Source organism: Enterococcus sp. DIV1368f (assembly GCF_051712245.1).
GTDB classification, from domain to species: domain Bacteria; phylum Bacillota; class Bacilli; order Lactobacillales; family Enterococcaceae; genus Enterococcus; species Enterococcus faecalis.
In genome coordinates this window covers 131,143-150,684 of sequence record NZ_JBIOON010000001.1, presented here as the reverse complement: position 1 = coordinate 150,684, position 19,542 = coordinate 131,143, and the positions used below count along the sequence as shown (strand labels likewise).

Here is a 19,542-nt window from a genome sequence, read left to right as displayed (position 1 = left end):
GCATTCCAACAAAAATGATTCCGCTTACATTTTCAAGCATTAAACTTCCAACAAGCTCCTTTTTATTTTCCTGCTTTTCTATTAATGGTGATAGCTTTCCACCACCACTTCTTTCAGTCTACAATAAGAACAGGAACATTTCAATAAGGCATTCCTAAATTGATTGTTGGCCCTCAAACAAATCTTCTTCCGTTAAAGAAGGCTGAGGTCGGGAAAGAACCGTTTAGCTCCGAGAAATAAGAAGAAATTTCCGAAAATTGCTCTTTAATTTTTGGAGAATTTCGGCTTATTTCCGAAGGAGTTGGTTCTGTTCCCGCCGTTTATCAGGTTTTGATCCTGGGACAAAAATCCAAAGTGATTTTTGTCCCAGGATCAGTCTTTATAGATAACTCGTTAGCTTTAACTAGTTTTATTTAACCACCATATACTCACGATAATTTTCCGAGAACGTATCCATTAGCGTATAAATTCGTTCAAAATCATAGTCACGACTAGGGTCATCATACCAAACACATTGAATACTTCCAATAATTGGAAGATTTGGGCTACCTGCTGGCACATCTGTAAATGCTTTTTTCGACATATTTGCTAAAGCATCGTCATATTGATAAATGCCAGAATCAACATTGCCAGCTACCCAATACCACGCATCATTGGTATTAAAAATTTTGTGTCCTTTTTGAACAAAGTACTCAGGTTTGGCTACGTCATATCCGCTCCAACCGGCTGTCCAATAAGAAATAATAATCTCTGGGTCAAATGTACCGAAAGAATCGTCGCTGTTGTAATAAATGCCATCATTGAAGCTCATTGGCTGCATGCCCGCATCTTTAATTATTTTAGCTAAATCATTCGCATAAGCGACAAAATCTTTGTAGCGCCCAGAAGATTGCAGTTTCGCCCAGCCGCCTGTGTCGACATCATTTGCATACTCATCCCCACCAAAATTGAAAATTTCACTATGCGCGGAAAAATAAGCCACGTACTTACTGATAATCGCCTTTGTGAAATTCACTGCCTTTTGGTTTCCTAAGTCTACTGTTCGTTTTGAGCCATCAAAAGCGGGATTTTTAATCGCTAGTTTTTCCATGGCCACTAACAAGGCATCCATATGTCCTGGACTGTTAATCACGGGAATGATGTTGATGTTGCGCGCTTTCGCAAAAGCCAACAACCGATCCATTTCTTTTTGTGTTAACGCGTTGCCATTAGGATCATTGTAATATGCGTTGTTGCCTCGTTGGATTGCTTTTGAAACCCGGTTGTGGTTGTATTTTTTACCATTCACATTGACCGACATATCATCCAAGATAAACCGTAAGCCATCATTTCCTAAAATTAATTGGACATCTGTGTACCCATTTTGACTGGCTTTGGCCACTAATTCTTCCAGTTGCTCCACGGAAAAATATTTTCTTCCTGCATCAATGGAAAAGACACTTTTTAAAGGTTGTGTTTGTTTCTCTTTTAAATTATCCAAAGCTGTTTGGACCTCCGTTTGCCAAGTAGTCACTTGCGCGGCTGTATACGTTTTTCCCGCAAGTTCTGTTGCGACTGTCTCTTTTGTTGTTTGTAGTGCTTGAATCGTTTCTGGTGTATAGCTTTCTGCCTTTTCAATGGCTGCAACTGCTTGATCCAACGCACGATATAAAGTGGTTAAGTCAATGGCTAACAGGCCTTTTTCTAATTCAGCATCATAGGTATTTGAAAGCCCTTGGCCATAATCGCCACCTAAAATAGCTTTATTCACATCATAAAGCGTCGTTGCTTGTGTCACTGCTTCTGCGGCTTTATTTTGTGCTTCAAGGTCTGTGTTGGCGTAGCTAATTCGTTTTAAATAGTGTTGCGCAGCCGCTTTCATCTCTCCAAGAGAAACGCCTTTACTCTCTGCAATGGCCGTTTTTGTCCAAAGTAAATTAGAAGGTTTTATCTGATTTAAATCGTCTTCATTATAGGTGCGACCATCGCGATCTAAGGCATAGAGGAACATGCCCCCTAAATTATTTTCATAAGAATAACGAGCTACTTTATACATGTTACTTTCCATATACGGCTCTTTTGTGTCATACCAGCGGTTGCGATCTTGCTCTTCTGGGAAAGTTAATCCTGGAACAAATCGTTCCCCATTGAGAACCGGACTTAAATTATTTAATGCTCGTTGCGTGCGTTGGTCATCGCTGCCATACTGTTGATACGCGAGAAAATCGAAACAGTCACTGACATCTTGTAAAGGTGGTAAATATTCTGCATTGGTATCATACAAAAATGGACGATCCGTTCCCGACTTCGGTCCAATGTATTTTGATAATGCACGAATGACACCATTAGATAGAACAATATCTTTTTCACTTGGACGAGTTTCCATGTCAATATCTAACCCATCAATTCCTAAATCATCGACAAATTTGGTTAACAGCTCTTTCGCATAAGCATCAAATTCTGCTTCTGTAGGCGTTGTTCCTGCATAAGGAACTTTTAATAGCTCGCTATAATCAATCCCACGAACTAAACGAACACCTCGTGCATGTAATGCTGGCGCATACTCATTTTTTAACGTATCATAAAATGGCTGTGCAAGTGCTTCTTGTCCTTTTGGCACATAACTAAAGACATTCACAATGTCAATACCATAAGGAATATCGTGCATCGTTAGCCAATTTTCATCTGGCAATGTTGTATTAACTCCTTGCATCGTTTTGTCACGCCAAGCCCGATAATAAACCATAAAATGTTTCTCTTGGGTCGGCTCATTGGCTTGGCTGATCATTGGTTGATGAAACAGACTAAATAAGATAAACGCCAAGCCAACCAATAACGAAAGACCCAGCCAACTGACAATTGTTTCTCTGTTTTCTCCTTTTCTTGTCGATAAATTGTTCCCCACTTTGAACACCATTCCTTTCTGCACTCCGTTCATTTTTGTTTATCCACCTAAAAAGAAAGCGCATACACAACCATCAATAGAATAACAAAAAATAACGAATTTGCAAAATAGAAACTGGAAAAATGAGGATTTTCTATAAAAATCTTTTCCCGCCTAAAATCACTTTTGTTAGACGGCGTTTAAATGGTAAATTTTGAGACTTGCAAGAAAAACAGGCCTATTTTTCTTGCAAGTCTCCTTTACTTAGTCATGATCAACATCGGCGATTTTCACAACAATTTTCCCTTGTGCTCGTCCTGTCAATGAATAATCCACCGCTTCTTGAATTTGGCTAAAAGGAACGACTCGGTCAATTATCGGCTGTAATTTTCCCTGTTCAATGAACTCAGTGAGTAAAGCTAATTGCTCGCCATCGGGACGCATAAACAAAAAATGATAACTAACATCTGTGGCTTGCTCCAATCGATGAATCTTGCGAGTAGCTATTTTAAAGGCCCATTGCTTCCAAAGCGGCAAGCCATACTCTTTAGCAAAACGTTCGTTGGGAATGCCTGACAATGTAACGACTTTTCCCTGAGGTTTAACCACTGAGAAAGCTTTTTCTAAGATTGTCCCCCCCATTGTATCAAACACATAATCGTAGTCGGATAAAACTTCTTCAAAATTTTGTGTCCGATAGTCAATCACTTCATCTGCTCCCAACGCTTGAACCCATTCTTTATTTTTACTACTCGTTGTGGTGGCAACGTAAGCGCCCGCTAGTTTTGCTAATTGAATCGCAATGGTTCCAATCCCTCCTGAACCTGCTTGAATCAGGACTTTCTGGCCTGGCTGTACATTCATAATATCATGTAGCGCTTGATAACTTGTCAAACCGACTAACGGAATGGCCGCAGCTTCTTCAAACGTTAAATTTTTCGGCTTCATAGCTACAGCTGCTTGATCCACAGCAATATATTCAGCAAAAGTTCCCACGCGATTTTTGGGTACTCGTCCGTAAACGGCATCGCCCAGCCTAAAATTTTGAACATTTTTTCCAACAGAGACAACAATCCCAGCAAAATCACTGCCTAAAATCAGTGGCATTTGATAATTTAAAAGCATCTTTACTTTGCCATCTTTTGTTTTTAAATCAATCGGGTTGATACTGGCAGCGATAATTTTGACCAAAACATCATTGTCATGAATGGTGGGTAAGGGCACCTCCTCGATTGCTAGTTCTTTTTGTCCGTATTTATGAATTAAAGCGGCTTTCATCATTGAATCTTTCCTCTCTTTCTATCCCTTTTATCGGTTTAAAAGTTTAAACCTTTAATCAATTAGTATCTTAACGAAGAATGGGATCCACGTCAAGTTTCAGCCCTCAGCGTATTTCATTGACAAAAAACACGAAAAATGGTTTAATCGTTTAAAAATACGAACCAAAGAGGCGAAAAAATATGAAAGAATTAGAAGAAATTCAAACAGAATTTACTGCGCTTAGTGATTTTTTAATCGCATTGGGTGATGAAAAACGCCAAGCAATTATTATTGCACTGTTAGAAGACCAAGCCTGTGTTGGCCGTCGTGTCACTGAGTTAACAGAGGCGACACAGCTCTCACGCCCCGCTGTTTCTCACCACTTAAAAATTTTGAAACAAGCCAAATTAATTGATTGTCGCAGTGAAGGAACTAAAAATTATTACTCTCTTTCTCACGATACCACCAAAATTGAGCAACTCCAACAACTATTGACCCACATTACGTCGATTATGCCAGGGAGGAAGCAAGCATGAAAAAAATTCTCGTGGTCCTCACAAACGTTTCCCGTTATCACGGCACCGAAGAACCAACGGGCCTCTGGCTAGGTGAAGCCACGGAGTTCGTGGAAGAAGTAACCAAAGCAGGATTTTCAGTTGACTATGTTAGTCCCCAAGGAGGCTATGTCCCTTTGGATCCCCGGAGTATGAAATATGTAGATTCATCCATTATGGCAGTTTATGAAAGTGCTGATTTTCAAGAACGAGCGCTAGCGCATTCCCTCTCTCTTGAAGAAATTGAGCCAGATGAATATGCAGCAATTTACTTTACAGGAGGCCATGGCGTTATGTGGGACTTTCCTGATAATCCTCAGTTGCAAGCAATCACTCGTAGCCTTTACGAACAGGGCAAATACCTAACTTCTGTTTGTCACGGAATTGCTGGCCTTTTAAATGTCAAAGATGCGTCAGGAAATTATTTGATTGCAGATAAAACCATTACTGGCTTCACTACTGCAGAAGAAATTTTAGCCATGAAAAAAGCAGTTGTTCCTTTCTTAAACGAAACAATTGCCAAAGAACATGGTGCTACTTTTGCGAAAAAGCGTCCCTATAAAGAATTTGCCTATCAAGATGGCCGTATAATCACTGGGCAAAATCCTTTTTCTGTCCGCGCTGTCGCAAGATTGTTAATTCAACAACTATCAAAATGAAACAACAGCGACTACCTAAAAGTAGTCGCTGTTGTTTCATTGCTTCTTCTTTTTTCCGAAAGCCGAAGCCCTAACATAAAAAATTTTTGATTAGCTAAAGAGTAACATCGCGCCAATTAAGATAATTAGGTTAATTAAGCCTAAGACAATCATTGGTTTGGCCATGAATTTTGTCCAAGTGGCATATTGAACTTTGGAAATTTCCAAACCACCCATTACGACACCAGATGTTGGCGTGATCAAATTAATCAAGCCACAACCTGAAGCAAAAATCATAACCATCACTTCTGGACTTAAACCAATGTTTTTAGCTAACGCACCCATTACAGGAATAGAAACATATGCTAAACCAGAAGTTGAAGGAATTAGGAAAGATAAACCTAAGTATAAAACAAAGGCACCGATGACAAATAAGACTGGGGAGAGTCCTTGTAATAAGCCTGCCGCTTTATCAAGGATAAATGAATCTAAATACGTTTTAGACATCAAAACAGATGCCCCGCGAGCAACTACGATAATTAAAACAACGGATAACATATCTTTGGCACCGTCGATAAATGCTTCAATGGTTTCTTTTTCAGTAAAGCGACCAATCAAGGCAGCAATGATCCCTAAAAGGAAGAACCACATCGCTAAGTCGCCAAAGTACCAGTCACCGAAACTGTTGCCTGTTAAAACAGACGTCCAGCCTTTGAAAATCGTCACTCCAAAGTCGTTCCATGGAATTAAGGAAACAATCATAATGACAAAACAGAAAGCGAATACCATTAAGATTTTTTTATGACGATTCGTAAATGGCATTTCTTTCGACGCTGCTTGTCCATACGTTTTTTCCATATCCTCTTGTTCTTGTAAAGATAAAATTGTTGAACCTTTGTCAGCCTTCACTTTTTTCGCATAACGCATCACAATGAAAATAGAATAGCTGGTAGAGGCCGCCCACAAAATAGCACCGACAATTAAAATAATTCCTGTATTGGGCTGAATGCCAATACCTCGCAACGCATCCATCGCTACCCCTGTGGAGAAAGGGTTAACCGTTGAACCGATAACACCTGATCCTGCACCCAATAGCACAGTACCCACTGCGACAAACGTATCAAACCCAGCGGCGACCATGGTAGCACTCAATAAACCATAAAAAGGAATTGTTTCTTCTGCCATTCCATAAGTCGACCCACCAATAGAAAATAAAATCATTAAAATCGGAATGATTTTCAATTCGTTCCCTTTTAACTTTTTAACGACTGATTGAATCCCTGCTTCAAGAGCCCCAGTTTGCGTCACAATATTTAAAAAGCCACCGAGTACTAAAATAAAAATATTAATTTCAATGGCATCTTTAAACCCATTGAATGGAGCCATGATAATATCCGATAATTTGGCCCCTACCACGTGGTCAACCATTTTGCCATCAATTTCTCTTGGGGTAAATGGCTGGCCATTTAGCAAGACCGTTACGATACCTAAAACAATTAAAATAATAAATAAAATACTAAAAGACGAAAGCTGTTTTTTGTTTTTCTTCTTTTTTTCTGCCATATCCTTTTATACAGGAACCTACTTTCCTGTATCTCCCTTCTCTATGATTAATTACTCAATCGATCAATAAAGAATGGCGTATCTAGAAAAGTTAAGAATTTATGACTGTAGCTAATACGGTTCATTTGGACTAATTTTTTCATAACACTGCTTGCTGTTTCCCGCGTAGTTCCACTCATCCGTGCAATGTCATTAATGGTAATTGGACAAGCAATTGCAACGCGTTCTCTGTTGTCAATTCGTTCTCCTAAATCATTTAATAACATCGCCAGTGATGTCACAATCCGTTCACATGCATCATTGGTTGTTCCTTTTTGGATTTTGATCATGCTTTCTTTTAAAAGGACCGATTGTTCTTGAATCCAATGAATCAATTGCTGGGGATTATTTTGGAGAAAACGCTCAAACAGTTTAACTGGCACAAACACAACCTCAATATCCGTATAGGCAATCGCGGAGTCGTAATGAACCTCATCTTGAAACAGTCCGATTCTCGGAAAAAGAGCCTGCTTTTTCATAAAATGCAGATAGGAAAAATTACCACTGCGATCATTTTTTTCAATTTTAATGACACCTGAAACCAATAAAATTAAATGATTTCTCGGATCACCTGGATAAAAAAGGACTTGGCCTTTTTTATAGGAGCGAACGAAACTCTCGTTGCGCAATTCTGTTAGTTCTGATTCAGAAAAGTATTGAAAATCTTGATTATTTTTAGTGATTATTTTCTCTATCATCATCTTAATTCTCCTAAATACTATACTTTATTTTGTCACAACCGTTCCTACGATTTCATCGCCGCTCATACTTCCTAAGTTTTCCAAAGAAGTGATAATTGCTTGTTTATTGGGCTGGCTTTCTACAAACTGAATAGCGGCTTCAATTTTCGGTAACATACTACCTGGTGCAAAATGACCCGCTTGTTTGTATTCTTCCAACTCTGCTACAGTGACATTGGTTAATTGTTTTTCATCTGGTTTGCCATAATTAATGCACACATAATCCACGCCAGTTAAAATAACTAGTGCATCCGCATCCACTAATTCTGCTAGTTTTTCAGAAGCAAAATCTTTATCGATTACTGCTTCGACACCTTTTAATTCTTGTCCTACGACAGGGATGCCGCCACCACCACATGAAATGGTAATTATATCATTTTTTATTAAGGTATTAATAGTCTCAGCCTCGTGGATGTCAATTGGCTTAGGACTTGGAACGACTTTGCGCCAGCCACGCCCTGCATCTTCTTTAAAAATAGCACCTGCTTGTATTGCTTCTTTGGCCTCAGCTTCTGTTAAAAATGGACCGATCGGTTTTGTTGGATTTTTGAATGCCTCATCTGCTGGATCTACGACCACCTGTGTTAAAACAGTAGCTACTTGTTTCTTGATTCCTGCTTTGTTTAATTCTTGATTAAGCGCATTGGACAACCAGTAGCCGATACTTCCTTGTGTCATAGCAACACACGTATCTAGCGGCATTGCTGGATTTTTTTCAGAATCAGCTGCTTGTTGTTGCAATAATAGATTTCCGACTTGTGGACCATTGCCATGTGAAACAATCAACCGATGCCCTTGTTTAATTAAATGAACTAAATAGGCAGATGTTTGAACTAATGCTTGCTGTTGTGCGTGTGCGCTAGCATCATTTGAAAGGATGGCATTTCCGCCTAGTGCAACGACCATTTTTTTCCCCATTACAAATCCTTCTTTCCTATCATAATAAAGAATAGGCCGCCCTTCAAAAGAATCTCTTAAAGGGCGAAACGACTATTCTTTTTTCAATGTTTTTTCAGTTGCTTCCTACACACGAGGAATGAATAAGTTGCCTAAAGTAGCTGCCATGATCGCTTTAATAGAATGCATTCTGTTTTCTGCTTCTTCAAATTGACGACCATATTTACTGCGGAAGACTTCATCCGTGATTTCCATTTCAGTAATGCCGAATTTTTCAGCAACCATTTCTCCGTATTGTGTTTTCGTATCATGAAAGGCTGGCAAACAGTGTAATACGATTAAATCGCCATCCATGTTTTCGGTTTTTTCTAACATAGCCATATTAATTTGATAAGGTTTCAACAGATTGACACGTTCTTCAAATTTATCTTCTTCACCCATGGACACCCAAACGTCTGTATATAACACGTTGGCTCCTTTAACACCTTTAGCAACGTCGTCTGTAATCATTAATTCTGCACCAGATTCTTTCGCAAATTCTTTTGCATAATTAACGACTTCATCAGAAGGGAACAATTCTTTTGGTGCACAAATGCGAACATTTACGCCTAAAATAGCACCTGTCACTAACAAGCTGTTTGCCATGTTGTTACGGCCATCGCCGACATATACTAAAGTGATTCCTTCTAAACGACCAAAGTTTTCTTTCACTGTCATAAAGTCCGCAATCATTTGTGTTGGATGCCATTGATCCGTTAAACCATTCCAAACAGGAACACCAGAATATTTCGCTAAATCTTCCACTACTTCTTGACTAAACCCACGGAACTCAATCCCGTCAAACATACTACCTAAAACAATCGCTGTATCTTCAACAGATTCTTTTTTACCTAATTGAATATCGTTGGCGCCTAAATACTCAGGATGTGCCCCTAAATCAATCGCTGCTGTCGTGAATGCAGAGCGTGTCCGTGTCGAAGTTTTTTCAAATAAAAGAGCGATATTTTTTCCTTCTAAATAGTGATGTGGAATCCCTTTTTTCTTCAATTCTTTTAAGTGAATACTGAAGTCTACCAAATACTCTAATTCTGCTCTTGTAAAATCTTTTTCTGCTAATAAACTACGTCCTTGAAATACTGAATTCATGATGATTCCTCCTATTTTTGGGTGTTTTTTTAAAGATCTTCACGGTAAAGTGGCATGCTCATACAACGAGGGCCACCACGGCCACGTACTAGTTCACTTCCTGGAATGTAATTCAATTTCACGCCTGCTTCTTCTAGCGCTTTATTCGTAATCGTATTCCGATCGTAAACAACAACTTCCCCAGGGGCAATTGCTAATGTATTTGAACCGTCGTTCCATTGTTCACGGGCTGCTGCTGTTAAATTTCCAGCACCGCAACGGATTAATTGAACATTGTCTAAATGCAAGTATTTGCATAAAATGTTATCTAATGTATCTTTTTCTTTTGTAATTTGGATGTCTCCATCTGCTTTTTCAGTGATCGAGTAAACAACCAAACCACCTTCGATTTCTGGATGAATCGTAAATTTATCATAGTCAATCATGGTAAAAACGGTATCTAAATGCATGAATTTACGATGTTCACCGATATCAAAAGCCAAGATATTTTTGAACCCTAATTTTTGTTCAAAAATATTTCTCGCAATTTTTTCAATTGACGCGGCATCCGTTCTTTGAGAAATCCCAATGGCCACTACTTCTTTTGAAAGAATTAATTCATCGCCACCTTCAATTCTGGTTGATTCTGAACGATCATAGACTCTAGGAACCTCTTTTCCAGCAAAACGAGGATGATAATCAAAAATGTATTGCCCAAAAATGGTTTCCCGTTGTCGAGTTACTGAATACATATGATTTAAAGAAATCCCGTGCCCCATTGTCGCAAAGTTATCACGCGTGAAGTATAAGTTAGGCATTGGATCAATAATGAATGGATAATCCGCTTCAACCATATCTGTTAAAAATTCTTGCTCATATTTAGGTAATTCTTGTTTTTGAATGCCTGCAATCGCTTTTTGAATCAGTTCTTCGTTGTCGTCAATTTCTAACATTAGCTCTCTAACTTTTTCTTTTGCTGATTCGCTGCGAATATTGGCTTCTTCTAAGAATTGGTCAATAAATTGTCGGCGGACCTCTTCATTAATCAACGCTTCAGCAGCTAAGTCCTCTAAATAGACCACTTCGATATCTTTTGATCGTAACAACTCTGCAAATGCATCATGTTCTGCTTGTGCTTTTTCTAAAAACGGAATATCATCAAACAACAATCTCTCCAGATAATCTGGCATTAAATTTTCTAATTCCTTACCTGGACGATGTAACATCACTGTTTTCAATTTCCCGATTTCAGAAAATACATTAATTGGATGACTCATGTGAAATAACCTCCTCAACTTAATTACAAACACAGAATAACAGACCTGATTAACCTAGGACGTGAGCCATTTGCCAAACAAAATACCAAATATACAACGGTATTCTTTCTTATGCATATTTTCAACCTAAAAGAATGCGCTTTCATAGATATTCTAAAAAAATAATGCATAATTAAATAAAAAAAAATGCATTTATTCAAAAAAAATTATTTCTCCATGCATTTCATAAAGTTATAATCTTATAGAGGTAAAAGTAAGGGAGCCAGAAGTCAAAACTACTTCTGGTTCCCTTACTTTTATGCGTTACTTTTTGACAAAAGTGTTGGCTGAATAAATTGTTGAAAATACTGCTCTAGTTCTTGTGCTTTTTCCTCGGATGATGAAACAATAATAACAGTGTCGAAGCCAGCGACAGAACATTTCTTTTCACACAAAGACACTTCATCAAGTACAGCTGAAAACAATGTTGCGTTGTCTGGTAATGTATGAACCACTAGTAAAAAGGCGACACGTTCAACTTTGGTCACTACCTCACGAATTGCTTGTATCAACTGTTCTTTTTTTCGTTCTTCTAAAGAAGTGAATTGTTCAAAAATCGTTAACCGCATCTCGCCAGACTCATCTAATGCTTTGACGACTTTTAATTCCCATAAATCCCTTGAAATCGTTGCTTGTGCGACATTTATCTCGCGCTTTTTTAATTCTCTTAACAACTCATTTTGACTATGAATTACAGTTGTTTGAATGATTTCTTTAATCAAACTTTGGCGTGTTTGCTTATTCACAAATAACACCCTTCCTCCAGACATTTACAAAGCAATACTAGCAGAATCTCTCTTATTAGAATAGAAAAAGGGTCGTTTAGCTAAAAGGTTCTCATTGATTTTGTCGGATATTTCGCATTTAAAAAAGTGAGACTTGCACAATTTAGTAAAACGTTGTACAGTGATTTTAGGGAATTACTGGCACCGTTTTAAATAACAGCAATGATGTTTTTTTGCATGATTAACTGAACTGGAGGAAAGTAATGAACCGATTAAAACGCCAAACGATGATTAAGCGATTGGTCACAGAAAATGAAATCCATACACAAAGTGAATTACTAGCATTATTGGAAAAAGAAAATATTCACACCACACAAGCAACTATTTCTCGTGACATTCGTGAGCTGAATTTAAACAAAGTAGACAATGGTCAAGGAGAAGCCTATTATCGTATCTTGAATAATTCTGCCCTTCGTCCAAAATATAAAACAGATGAAGAACGTCTTGTTGACATTATTATTGAAACTGGTGTTTCTTTAACACAAATAGAGTTCACAAATCTTTTAACCGTCTTACCTGGCAACGGGCAAGCCATTGGGGTTTTAATTGATCGCATACGTATCCACAACCCTCATATCTTGGGCTGCATCGCTGGGGATGATACCATCTTAATTCTTTCAAAAAATAAAGAAGATGCCCTTGAAGTTAACAACTATTTCCAGCAGTATTTGTACCACCCATAATTCGTCACTTAGTAAAATCGACTATTTTTTGACATCATTGCTATTTTTATTAAAGATAAATAAAAAAAGGCGTCTCAGTGAAAGCTGAGGCGTTTTCTCATGAGTTTTTCTTTTGAACACCGTCTTTTTTTTGTATAATAATCAAAAAGCAAAGAAAGGGTTTCTTATGACTGAACAATTCATACTCACTTCAAACGATCAACAAACTCAGCTCAATGTACGTCATTGGCCCTGTCCTTCACCCAAAGCCGTAGTTCAATTGATTCACGGCATGGCAGAGCATATCCAACGTTATGATGAATTTGCTCGTTTTTTAAATCAATTAGGGTTTGCCGTAATTGGTCATGATCATCTAGGTCATGGCGAATCTGTACAACCAAGCGCACCGATCTATGGTTTTTTTGGAGAACAAGGGCCTGAAAATGTCGTTACAGATATTCATCAAGTGAAACAATGGGCTATGAATCACTATCCACAATTGCCCTATTTTATGATGGGTCACAGCATGGGGTCTTTCGCCTTGCGCAACTATCTGCAAGACTATCCTGTGACTATGCAAGGAGTCATTTTCATGGGCACTGGAACAAGTCCGTTACCTTTAACCGCCGCATTGCCTTTTATTAAAAAAATGGCCGAGAAACAGCCGAAAAAACCAGCTCCGTTCATTGATAAGCTGGCATTTGGTTCTTTTAGCAAAAAATTTCCTGAAGCAAGTTCCTTTAATTGGCTTTCTAAAAATCAAGCCAATGTGGCTGACTATGAAAATGACCCATTAATGGGCTTCGTATTTACCAATAATGGTTTTGCTACCCTTTTTTCACTTGTTAAACGAGCCAATCAAAGGAATTGGTACCAAGCGATCCCAAAAGAATTGCCTATTTTAATCATTAGTGGCGCTGAAGACCCAGTTGGTGATTTCAGCAAGGGGCCAGCGAAAATTCAAAAGCAATTAAAGCATGCAGGTTTTCAACACGTGACGTTACGACTATTTCCCACATTGCGTCATGAAATTTTATTAGAAACGGAAAAAGCAACAGTTTTTCAAGAAATTGGGCATTGGTTAACGGATTTAACGAATTAAAAAGAGCGTGGGACAAAAATCACTTTGGATTTTTGCTCCACGCTCAAAAACTGATAAACGGCGGGAATAGAAGCAACTCATTCGGAAATAAGCCGAAATTATCCAAAAATCATAGAACAATTTTCGGAAATTCCTTCTTATTTCTCGGAGTTAAACACTTCTATCCCGACCTCTTTTTAATCTATTTTCGTTAAACCGCCCATATAAGGACGTAGAACTTCTGGAATCGTTACGGTGCCATCTTCATTTTGATAATTTTCCAAAATGGCCGCCACTGTTCGACCAACAGCAAGTCCTGACCCATTAAGAGTATGGGCATATTGAACATGACCTGTTTTATCACGATAACGAATCAACGCCCGACGTGCTTGGAAGTCTTCACAGTTTGAACAAGAACTAATTTCTCGATACGTTTTCTGTGCCGGAATCCAAACTTCTAAATCATAGGTTTTCGCTGCCGAGAAGCCCATGTCACCTGTCGAAAGAGTAATCACTCGATAAGGGAGGCCCAATTTTTCTAAAATGTCTCCAGCATTGTTGGTCATTTTTTCTAATTCTTCATAGGAGTGTTCTGCATCACTAAATTTAACCATTTCTACTTTATGGAACTGGTGTAAACGAATTAATCCTCGGGTATCACGACCTGCACTACCCGCTTCCGAGCGAAAAGAAGGACTTAAAGCAGTAAAATAAATCGGTAACTCTTGCGCATCTAAAATTTCATTATTATAGTAGTTAGTTAACGGGACTTCCGCTGTGGGGATCAGCGTCAAATCACTTTCTGCAACTTGGAAGACATCTTCTTTGAACTTAGGAAACTGACCGGTGCCAAACATTGCTTTGCTATTGACCAAATAAGGAGGAATCACCTCGGTATAACCATGTTCATTAACATGTTGATCTAACATAAAATTATAGACCGCTCGTTCTAAACGAGCCCCTAAGCCTTTGTAATAAAGAAAACGGCTACCAGATACTTTCGCGCCTCTTTCAAAATCTAAAATTCCTAAGGCTTCACCGATTTCCCAATGTGGTTTCGGTTCAAATGAAAAAGTTTTCGGCGTACTCCACCGCCGAACTTCTACGTTGGCGGCTTCGTCTGCGCCAACAGGCACGCTCTCATGAGGTAAGTTAGGCAGACGTTCTGCAATTGCTGTGCATTGTTCTTGCAAATGAACAACTTCTTGGTCTAAAACTTTAATTTGCTCGCTAACTTCTTGCATATTTAGCAACTGTTGTGAAGCATCTTTTTGTGCACGCTTTAATTGTGCAATTTCTCCTGATACCTGATTACGGTGTTTTTTCAGTTCTTCAACTTTAACAAGTAACGCTCTTCGTTCTTCATCTAAAGCCAAAAAGCGTAATAAAACTTCCTCGTCCACACCACGTGTTTTTAACTTTTTCTGCACTACTTCTACATTTTGGCGAATTTTTTTCATATCCAGCATCTTATTTCCCTCTTCATGATTAAATTTTAAACAATGGTGAATTTTACTTTTTCAAAAATTTCATTCTTCATTCGTTGGCCAGTCGCTGTGCCAGCTAAGCCACCTAAACCCGTTTCTCTCAATTCTCGTGGTAATTGACGGCCGACTTTATTCATGGCTTCCACCACTTCATCTGCTGGTATTTTATTTACAATTCCAGCTAAAGCCATATCTGCAGCGATTAACGCATTGCCTGCACCTACTGTATTTCGTTTGACACAAGGAATTTCGACTAACCCAGCCACTGGGTCACAAACTAAACCTAATAAATTCCCTAAAGCCATGGCAAAAGCTTCAGAAGATTGGCGTGGTGTTCCGCCAGCCGCTTCAACAGCTGCAGCGGCGGCCATCGCTGAAGCACTGCCTACTTCGGCTTGACATCCACCAACAGCACCAGCAATCATCGCATTGTTGGCTGTGACCATCCCAAATAAAGAACTGGTAAATAAGAAACGAATTTGTTGATCACGCGTTAAATTCAAGGTATTTTTAATCGCTGTTAAAACCCCTGGTAAGGTGCCACTTGCACCAGCGGTTGGCGTTGCGCAAACGACGCCCATTGCTGCATTGACTTCATTAGTACCTAGTGCGGCTTGAACTGCAGACATCATTAAATCACCTGATAACGTTTTGCCAGCTGCGCGGTATTTTTTTAAACGAGCCGCATCACCGCCCGTTAACCCAGTAGGAGAAAAAACGCCTGCTCCTTCTTGCGAGCGTTTGACAGCAGCATCCATGACATCCAAATTTTGACCCATCTGTGTCCAAATTTCTTCATAGCTTTTTTGGCTACGCTCCATTTCTTGCTCAATCATCAAATCAGAGATTTTTTTTCCTGTTTTTTCAGCTTTATCGATAAATTCTTCAATCGAAAGGTACATATGTCAAACTCCTATCATAATAAGATTATTTTCGATGTGTCATCTAGTGAAAACAGTTGTTCTTTCACCGAGGAAATTGGTGCCGAATCTAAGTCAAAGATGAATAAAATTTGATTCCCTTCCACATAACGAGACACCGCATTCACTTGAATATTATTTTTTTGTAACGTATCTTTAAAAGCTTGCATCGCCTGCTCGTCTTGATTAATGACTAACAAAATAGGTAAAGGACCATGTAGTTGAACATTGAAACCATCTAATTCAATGTATTTCACCTCGATAGTGCCGCCACCTACAGAAATTCCTGTTAAATGAATTTCGTGCGCTGCATCACTGAGTGTCACACATGCTGTATTAGCATGCTTCACTGGACTTTCTTCACTCATTTCTAAAAATTGAATCTCGATTCCTTGTTCTTCCGCAAGTTCAATGGATTGTGTTACGTTGGCATCATCTGCTGCTAGTCCAAGAATTCCGCCAATAATTGCAAAATCAGTTCCATGTCCTTTATGCGTGTCTGCAAAAGATTCATAGTATTTAATCACAATTTTTTCTGGCGTTCCGCCGAATAACTTTCTTGCCGCTAAGCCAATTGCTAAGGCCCCAGCTGTATGCGAACTAGAAGGACCAATCATAATAGGACCAATAATGTCAAAACAACTTTTGTAGTTCATTACTTTGTTCACTTTTTTAGGTTTATTGATGGCCATAGCTGTGTTCATACGTAACTCCTCCTTTGGTTTTTACTGCTTCTTTTTCTTTTTCACTGGTTACTTCCGTCGTTCCTTCAAATTCTGGTGTATTATCCACCGCTTCAATTCTGTAACGTTTAAAGACCAGCGCACCTAAAAATCCAAACATCAGACTGACCACTGTGATAATCGCTACTGCTAGTAAAGTCGTTTGAATGGCATTGTTACCTAATGTCACAAGTAAACCAGCCCACGGCGTTGCCATTCCTGTCACAGGTACTTTTAAGCCAAAGAAAGTCACTACAATACCACTAACCATTCCTGAAAATAAATTCGTTGCGTAAATAGGTATTGGATTGGAGCTGATGATATCGACTTGTGTTAATGGCTCAATTGCCACAGCTAACGGGGTTGAAGCTGTGCCTAGTTTTAACTTTTTAAATAGCGCCGCATTGACAATGGAACTGCCGTAACAAGTCAACGCACCGACAGCCATTGGTACACCAGTCAAACCAATCAAGGCAGTTAAAACCATTGAACTTAACGGTGTCATACCAACAATCGGGATAATAGCACCTAAAATTGCGCCCATCACATATGGATTGCCATCTACTGCACTTAAAATCGTGCCCCCAATAACTTCTAGGACACCTAATACAACGGGTTGAATAAAACCAGCAACTAACGAAGCAGCGACTGGAATGACTAAAATAACGACTAATAAGTCAATCCCTTCTGGAATACGTTTTTGCATCTGCTCAACAATAAAAGATAAAAGATACGCGGTAATAAAAGCTGGTAACAAGCTGACTTTAATCAATGACAGACCTAAAATAATTGAAAAAACTGGACTAATCCCGAAAGCCAGCGGCACAAGAGCTCCAGCTGCTAAACCACCTAGACTACCCATAGTTTCACCAATTTGCGACACATAATCTAAATGAAAAACGCCGCCTACTGCATACCGCAAAAATGCCTCTGGTAGAAAGGTGGCACAAGCTGCACCAGACAAAGCACTTAAAGATTTTTTCCCTCGCGGTGCTTTAAAAGAGAATAGGGACATGCCACATAAAACTAAGACTAACATCAAGATTCCTGATAACGTTTTCATTTTTTTGCCTCCAACTATATTTTTTTATAACGGATGGTACTTCTGAATAAAATTTTTATTGCTCAACAAGTGAAAGAATGAGCGAGCATTCCGATGAACTAAAGTACAATGAGTAATAAAAATTTCATTCCACATTCAGAGTATACGACTAAACAAAAGTTTAGTCAATGTATTTTTTTAACGTAAAGAATCTTATTGCTTTTCCATTAAAAAAGTATTACACTAAAATTAATTTCAGTGTAGGGGAGGATATCACTTGGAGTCATATTTACGTTTAAGTGAAGTAGATAAACAAATCTTACATTCACATGCCTTAATGCTTGATGGATTAGGGAACTTCTTTGGTAGTACCCATGAAGTCATTCTTCATAGTTTAGAAAATTTGGAAAGTTCAGCTATCAAAGTCATCAATGGCCATTTCAGTAACCGCAAGGAAGGTGCCCCCATTACTGATATGGCGTTAAAAATGTTAAGTCAAGTAGAGTCGGAACATGATTACGCTGTGAAACCCTACTACAATAAAAATCAAAAAGGGGTTATTTTAAAATCTTCCACCATTCCAGTTATCGGTGAAAATGATCGTATTATTGGATTGATCTGTATCAATATGCATTTAGAAATGCCATTAATTGATTACTTGCAAGACTTATTACCTTCAGGACAACAAAATGATATGTCCCAAGAGCTTAAAAATTCTGAACATTTTTCTGACAATATTGACGAATTAATCACTACTTCACTGACAAAAGTAAAACAAGCAGTAGAAAGCGATCCAAATGTATCACATTTGAATCAAAATAAAGAAATTGTTATTCGTTTATATGATCAAGGAATTTTTAATCTCAAAGATTCTGTCATAAAGATTGCCGATCGATTAGGTATTTCAAAAAATACCATCTATTTACATATCCGCAATCATAAAAAAGAAGAAGCTTAAAACATCAAAGCCACCAACGCTAACTAGCGTTGGTGGCTTTAATCACTTCTCTTCTATTTTAATTTGGTAAATCAAACAAGTAAGGTGTCCCTATTTCTCCATTTAACGTAACATCTAAGCGATTTTTTGTGCCGGGAACTAAATTACTGGCTGTGAAATTCCCTTGGGCATCCGCAGTAAAACTTGCTAAAATCACCCGCGCATCATCTGCACGTGACACTAAAATAGTTGCATTCGGTGCTGTTTTACCAGAAATTGTCCCTTGTTTCGGATCAATCGTAATATTGCTAAAAGAAAGCGCTGCTTCTTGTCCTGAACTTGGAATATCAATTTGGACAGGTGCACTATTCTGTTGATCAACGGTTGCGATTAATTGAGTAGTCGCTCCCGCTCTGGGACTAATTACTGTAAAATTGCCATTGGCATCCGCATAAAAAACACCTGCTTGTGCAGAAGCATCACCGACTACCGTTGCTGTAATGGTTGCATTAGGTAATGTAGTACCATTAATTTCATTTCTTTCAGGATTGAAAACAACATTGGTAATTGTAATGTTTGTATCAGGTGCTTGGTTTTGAGGGACTTCATTCGTTTCATCAGTTCCTGCAGAAGGCTGCGTGGCATTTTCTGACGGATTTTCCCCTGTCACATTAGAATTTTGACCCGTGACAGACGAATGACTACTTTTCATTTCTTGTTGGCTAGAGGATTTCTGCGTGGCTTTCTTTGTTTCTTGCTTTGGCTTAGAATCATTTGTGCTTGCTGTTTTTTTGTTTCCACATCCTACTAAACTTAAAGACAATACACTGAACGTTAACATACTGAACAAAGCAATTTTTTTCATTTTTCGTTACCTCCAGAAATCTTTTTGTAACATTAATGTAACATTG

At 38.6% G+C, this 19,542-nt stretch carries 18 protein-coding genes; 5 read left to right on the top strand and 13 right to left on the bottom strand.

Annotated elements, in window-relative coordinates; translation table 11 throughout:
• Window positions 1-409: 409 nt before the first annotated feature.
• Window positions 410-2,917 (bottom strand): EndoS/ChiA family endoglycosidase, encoded by a 2,508-nt coding sequence (locus IGL07_RS00730; protein WP_010816958.1) that lies wholly within the window; start codon window positions 2,915-2,917, stop codon window positions 410-412.
• Between the two features lie 210 nt (window positions 2,918-3,127).
• Window positions 3,128-4,144: an NADP-dependent oxidoreductase gene (locus IGL07_RS00725; protein WP_002419416.1), complete on the bottom strand. Its 1,017-nt coding sequence runs from the start codon at window positions 4,142-4,144 to the stop codon at window positions 3,128-3,130.
• A 179-nt stretch (window positions 4,145-4,323) separates the two neighbouring features.
• Here IGL07_RS00725 and IGL07_RS00720 point away from each other — a divergent pair, with 179 nt between their 5' ends.
• Both IGL07_RS00720 and IGL07_RS00715 read left to right on the top strand, forming a co-directional pair.
• Window positions 4,324-4,659, top strand: a complete 336-nt coding sequence (locus IGL07_RS00720; protein WP_002356136.1) for an ArsR/SmtB family transcription factor — start codon at window positions 4,324-4,326, stop codon at window positions 4,657-4,659.
• Window positions 4,656-5,336, top strand: coding sequence for a type 1 glutamine amidotransferase domain-containing protein (locus tag IGL07_RS00715; protein WP_002359260.1), 681 nt, complete (start codon window positions 4,656-4,658; stop codon window positions 5,334-5,336). Before IGL07_RS00720 ends, IGL07_RS00715 begins: the two co-directional genes overlap by 4 nt.
• 90 nt (window positions 5,337-5,426) lie before the next feature.
• Here the strand turns inward: IGL07_RS00715 and IGL07_RS00710 are convergent, their stop codons facing one another.
• The 6 genes from IGL07_RS00710 to IGL07_RS00685 form a co-directional block, all read right to left on the bottom strand.
• Window positions 5,427-6,878 carry a YfcC family protein gene (locus tag IGL07_RS00710; protein WP_002356134.1) on the bottom strand — a complete coding sequence of 484 codons (1,452 nt, stop codon included), beginning with the start codon at window positions 6,876-6,878 and terminating at the stop codon, window positions 5,427-5,429.
• 47 nt (window positions 6,879-6,925) lie between these two features.
• Window positions 6,926-7,618 (bottom strand): Crp/Fnr family transcriptional regulator, encoded by a 693-nt coding sequence (locus IGL07_RS00705; RefSeq protein ID WP_002363490.1) that lies wholly within the window; start codon window positions 7,616-7,618, stop codon window positions 6,926-6,928.
• Between the two features lie 24 nt (window positions 7,619-7,642).
• Window positions 7,643-8,575, bottom strand: coding sequence for a carbamate kinase (arcC, locus tag IGL07_RS00700; RefSeq protein WP_010816957.1), 933 nt, complete (start codon window positions 8,573-8,575; stop codon window positions 7,643-7,645).
• A 105-nt stretch (window positions 8,576-8,680) separates the two neighbouring features.
• Window positions 8,681-9,703, bottom strand: a complete 1,023-nt coding sequence (gene argF / locus IGL07_RS00695; protein WP_160747730.1) for an ornithine carbamoyltransferase — start codon at window positions 9,701-9,703, stop codon at window positions 8,681-8,683.
• Between the two features lie 26 nt (window positions 9,704-9,729).
• Complete coding sequence (arcA, locus tag IGL07_RS00690; RefSeq protein ID WP_002356129.1) at window positions 9,730-10,956, bottom strand: arginine deiminase; 1,227 nt, start codon at window positions 10,954-10,956, stop codon at window positions 9,730-9,732.
• Window positions 10,957-11,252: 296 nt separating this feature from the next.
• On the bottom strand, window positions 11,253-11,765 hold the full coding sequence (locus IGL07_RS00685; protein WP_025189452.1) for an arginine repressor: 513 nt from the start codon (window positions 11,763-11,765) through the stop codon (window positions 11,253-11,255).
• A 218-nt stretch (window positions 11,766-11,983) separates the two neighbouring features.
• Here IGL07_RS00685 and IGL07_RS00680 point away from each other — a divergent pair, with 218 nt between their 5' ends.
• On the top strand, window positions 11,984-12,463 hold the full coding sequence (locus IGL07_RS00680; RefSeq protein ID WP_002356125.1) for an arginine repressor: 480 nt from the start codon (window positions 11,984-11,986) through the stop codon (window positions 12,461-12,463).
• Between the two features lie 130 nt (window positions 12,464-12,593).
• Complete coding sequence (locus IGL07_RS00675) at window positions 12,594-13,544, top strand: alpha/beta hydrolase (protein WP_016614437.1); 951 nt, start codon at window positions 12,594-12,596, stop codon at window positions 13,542-13,544.
• Between the two features lie 176 nt (window positions 13,545-13,720).
• On the opposite strand, the gene serS is transcribed toward IGL07_RS00675, so the two are convergent.
• From serS to IGL07_RS00655, 4 genes are read right to left on the bottom strand one after another with little or no spacing between them, the layout of a single operon-like run.
• The gene (gene serS / locus IGL07_RS00670; protein WP_002356123.1) at window positions 13,721-14,992 is read right to left on the bottom strand and encodes a serine--tRNA ligase; all 1,272 of its coding nucleotides are present in this window, start codon (window positions 14,990-14,992) and stop codon (window positions 13,721-13,723) included.
• A gap of 26 nt (window positions 14,993-15,018) precedes the next feature.
• Window positions 15,019-15,912 (bottom strand): L-serine ammonia-lyase, iron-sulfur-dependent, subunit alpha, encoded by an 894-nt coding sequence (gene sdaAA / locus IGL07_RS00665; RefSeq protein ID WP_002356122.1) that lies wholly within the window; start codon window positions 15,910-15,912, stop codon window positions 15,019-15,021.
• Between the two features lie 14 nt (window positions 15,913-15,926).
• Window positions 15,927-16,622 carry an L-serine ammonia-lyase, iron-sulfur-dependent subunit beta gene (sdaAB, locus tag IGL07_RS00660; RefSeq protein WP_025189275.1) on the bottom strand — a complete coding sequence of 232 codons (696 nt, stop codon included), beginning with the start codon at window positions 16,620-16,622 and terminating at the stop codon, window positions 15,927-15,929.
• Entirely contained in the window at window positions 16,609-17,715 is a 1,107-nt protein-coding gene (locus tag IGL07_RS00655; RefSeq protein ID WP_010816955.1) for a PTS sugar transporter subunit IIC, read from the bottom strand. Before IGL07_RS00655 ends, sdaAB begins: the two co-directional genes overlap by 14 nt.
• A 316-nt stretch (window positions 17,716-18,031) precedes the next feature.
• On the opposite strand from IGL07_RS00655, the gene IGL07_RS00650 reads away from it, so the two are divergent.
• Window positions 18,032-18,652 (top strand): helix-turn-helix transcriptional regulator, encoded by a 621-nt coding sequence (locus IGL07_RS00650; RefSeq protein ID WP_002383467.1) that lies wholly within the window; start codon window positions 18,032-18,034, stop codon window positions 18,650-18,652.
• A gap of 58 nt (window positions 18,653-18,710) precedes the next feature.
• Here IGL07_RS00650 and IGL07_RS00645 read toward each other — a convergent pair whose 3' ends face one another.
• Window positions 18,711-19,496, bottom strand: coding sequence for a hypothetical protein (locus IGL07_RS00645; protein WP_010816954.1), 786 nt, complete (start codon window positions 19,494-19,496; stop codon window positions 18,711-18,713).
• Window positions 19,497-19,542 lie beyond the last annotated feature (46 nt).